Source organism: Nitrosomonas eutropha (genome assembly GCF_003201195.1).
Lineage (GTDB): Bacteria > Pseudomonadota > Gammaproteobacteria > Burkholderiales > Nitrosomonadaceae > Nitrosomonas > Nitrosomonas eutropha.
In genome coordinates, this window is the sequence record NZ_QICQ01000064.1 from 1 (window position 1) to 3695 (window position 3695).

3 protein-coding genes are annotated in these 3695 nt (G+C 55.5%); all 3 read right to left on the reverse strand.

Going from position 1 to position 3695, the window contains the following annotated elements:
• Nucleotides 1-137: 137 nt before the first annotated feature.
• The 3 genes from C8R14_RS12990 to C8R14_RS13000 all read right to left on the reverse strand — a co-directional run bounded on the left by C8R14_RS12990 (nucleotide 138) and on the right by C8R14_RS13000 (nucleotide 3681).
• A complete protein-coding gene (locus tag C8R14_RS12990; protein WP_218142407.1) occupies nucleotides 138-1157 on the reverse strand; it encodes a zinc-binding dehydrogenase in 1020 nt (339 codons plus the stop codon).
• 72 nt (nucleotides 1158-1229) lie between these two features.
• Nucleotides 1230-2006, reverse strand: coding sequence for a 7 alpha-hydroxysteroid dehydrogenase (locus C8R14_RS12995; RefSeq protein ID WP_011634147.1), 777 nt, complete (start codon nucleotides 2004-2006; stop codon nucleotides 1230-1232).
• 4 nt (nucleotides 2007-2010) lie between these two features.
• Entirely contained in the window at nucleotides 2011-3681 is a 1671-nt protein-coding gene (locus C8R14_RS13000) for a serine hydrolase (RefSeq protein WP_011634148.1), read from the reverse strand.
• Nucleotides 3682-3695: the final 14 nt, after the last annotated feature.

Here is a 3695-nt window from a genome sequence, read left to right on the forward strand (position 1 = left end):
TACCTGTGGCACCTAACGCCTGAATTAAGCCGCGCTGCGAAGCGGAGTCGGCTTGAATGAATTGTTAGGCATCAGCAGGTTTCCGTCCAATTACACCTAAATGTGTGGAATAACCGCTCTTGACTCGTGAGGATTAATTATGGGCGAAGCAGTACTTTACCCTTGCGCGATGATTGTAGGCTTGCTGTTGCCGCATTTTTTACATCATTCATCGGGTAAATCACATCCACTGGCAACTTCAGTTTTCCTGTTTCTACCAAGCAGATCAGTTTCTCCATCATTGACTTCCTTTTTTCCACGGCCATGGACTGATTAATCTTCTTCTGCCAAAAGCCTTTGACCGTAATCTGCTTGAAAGCAATGTCTGCAGCGGGAATATGCATCGGCTCCCCTGACATAGACCCAAAGGAAACCAGCAGGCCATTTTCTCCTAATAATGCAGTCAGCGCTGCAGTTGCAGCGCCTCCAACAGAATCAATGGCATAACTGATTGAAGCTCCAGCTGTCAGCTCATTAACACTTTGTTGCCAGTCTTGGTTGGCGGTCGAAACGACATGTTCAATACCCTGAGCCGTCAACTCTTTTTCAGTTTCACTGTTACGAACGAGACTGATGGTGTTCACACCCTGCTCTCTTGCAAGGATCGATACTGTTTTGCCAATCGCTCCACCTGCCGCATTTTGAATGATCCATTGCCCTGCTTCCGCATTCAAAAATTCAAGTAATAACAGCGCACTAAATGGCATAGAAGCAAGCTGCGCACCCACCTCATCACTGATGGTATCGGGAACAATCGTTAGTATCTCTGCTGGGGCCAAGAAATATTCAGCCCATACCCCCATAATGGGTGACCCCACAACACGCTGGCCCAGTGTGAGCTCTTTGACCCCATCACCGACTGCATCGATGATCCCCAAGGCCTCGCTACCACCAATGGCTGGCAAGTTTGGCTTGTGGCCATAGGTACCACGGACTGTCCATAGGTCGTGGTTATGGATAGGCGATAAAATTGTTTTGACTCTGACCTGATTCACGCCTGGCGATGGAAGCACTACTTCTTCTTCATTCAGCACCTTGGAAGGTTCACCAAATTGATGATAAATCGATGCTCGCATAGAACCTCTCCTTAAATACCTGTTATAGCTGTTCTGGTCCAAACGTGATCTTTCGAGTCACGTCCGCACATACCAATGCCATTGCCTGATTTATGCACGACCCACAACGCGCGTTCAATCCAGGGTTTGCACGCCGCCGCCGTTGACGAACAGCACCTGACCGCTCACCCACCGCGAGACCGGAGCGGCAAAATAAAGCACGGCTCCGGCGATGTCTTCGGGTTCGCCCAATCGCTTGAGTGGCGTGTGCGCCAGCATTCGCTCCTCGATTTCGGGCGTGAGAACTGAAGCCAAAGCCCCAGTCCTGACCGCGCCCGGCCCAACGGCATTGACGCGAATTTCATCCGCGCCGTAGTCGAAGGCAAGGTTGGCCGTCATGTGATTGATGGCGGCTTTGGATGAAGCGTAGGCGCTAATCGCCGGACTTTTGTTGATCGAACTCATGGACGACATGGTGATAATCGAGCCGTAACCGGCCTGCTTCATGTGCGGCGCGCACAGTTGCGCCAGTCGCCACGCGCTGAAAAGGTTCAGTTGAAACACTTTGGCGAACTGCTCGACGCTGATTTGGTCGGGGCTTTCTCGCCCCGCGCCGCCGCCTCCGGCGTTGTTGACCAAGATGTGAATACCGCCGCACTCGGAAACCGTTCGCTCCACTAAACGCACCAAATCTTCGTCGCGCAGCACGTTGCATTCGATAGCCAACGCCTGGCCGCCATTGGAAGTAATTTCATCGGCGGCTTTTTGGGCGTCTTCGGTTTTCAAGTCGGCGATGACGACGGCGGCTCCGTAATCGGCCAGCATCCGCGCGCAGGCTTTGCCGATGCCGTTGCCGCCGCCGGTCACGATGGCGACTTTGCCGCTCAAATCGAACAGTGGTGTCGGTTGCATAAGGTTATTTTCCTTTCATCAAATGGCGCGCGACGGCTTCGTAGGCGGGCAGCGAAGTCGCGTCGTTGGCGCTGTTGGCGGCGATGGGATGCGAAGCGAAACGCACAATCACCATTTCGGCTTTAGGGTCGATGTAAATGGTTTGACCATGCACGCCGCGCGCTGCGAAAGCGCCATTAGCGTTTCCGGTGTGCCACCACATATCCCGATACGACCAGCCTTTGAGTTCGGGATGGTCGCCGCGCGCGATTTCTTCCATCGCTTGAGCGGGCAGAATCTGTTGCCCTTTCCAGCGACCTTTGTTGCGAACCAACTCGCCAAAGCGCGCCATGTCGCGCAGACCGGCGTTGAAGCCGCCGCCGGCAAACGGAACGCCCAGCGCGTCTACCGAATAGTAGGCGTCCTGCTCCATGCCGATTTTGCTCCATACGCGCTCGGCCAGCAGTTCATCCACCGATTGGCCGCTCGCCCGCGCGACGAGCCAGCCCAGAGCGTCGGCGTTGGGCGTTTTGTAGCCGAAGGCTTCGCCGTGCGCGCCCGCTTTTTGAATCGTTTGCAGCGCGGCGTAATAACCGACCGGGCCTTGGTAATCTTTGGGCTTGGGAAGGACATTGCCCGCGCCGGAGTACTTCCAGATTTCGGCTTTGGGGTTGGCGTACTCTTCGCTGAATTGCAGCGCAGTCGTCATGTCCAGCACCTGTCGCACCGTCGCATCTCCAAAGGCAGAATCTTTCAGTTCGGGAATGTAAGCGGCCACCGTCTTGTTTTCGTCCAGCTTGCCTTCGGCGACCAAGACCGCGCCCAGCGTGCCGGTGAGCGATTTCGTCACCGACATCGCGGCGTGCTGCTTGTCGGGCGCAAGCGCGCCAAAGTACTTTTCATAGACGATGCGACCGCGATGCAACACCAAAATGCCGTCGGTGTAGTTGTGCCACAGCGATTCTTCCCACGTCATTTCCGGCGCGCCATTCAGGGGGCGAAAACGAATCGAATCAATGTGAGAATCGAGGCGACGCGGCAACGGCGCGAGTACTCGCAGTCCGCGCGAAACGTTGACGGTCGGCATGAACTCGCGCATATGCACCACGCTCCAGCGCAGCGCGGGGAATTGGAAGAACGAGCCGTCGGCGAAGTTCAACCGCTTGTCGGGCGGAGGCGGAAAGCCCTGCATCCAGCCCATTTTGATGGGGTCGCTGTCGCGCGCCGAAAGAAACTGCTGCGGTTGTGGTGAAGTGGAAGTCATGCGAAACACCAGAGTTTGCTCGCCGCGCAGCGTGAGCTGCTGCCGGTCGGCGGAAAGTTCAAAGCTGCGTACGCTTCCCAACGCTTTGCCGTAACGGTCTTCCGCATTCATCAACGATTCAGGACCGGCCATGCGCGTTGAACCCAACGGTTGAAGGCTGATGGTGTTGCCTTTGAGCGCGTAACCGCCGAAGATAGAGTTCAGCCCGACTGAGGCGTTTAACCGCGTGTCGGTGAACTTCAAGACTGGGCGCTTTTCCAAACTGATGTAAGCGGGCGCAGTCAATTCCCATTCAGTTCCGGCCAGTGCGTTGTCAGCGGCGATTTGCCGAGTACTTGCGGGTGCAGTTTCGGCAGCGCGTGCAGCCAGAGGCGCGTTCAGCAGCACCAGTGAAAATGCAGCGTAGCACCAAATCGTTTGATATGTTCTCATTTAAATTGATATTG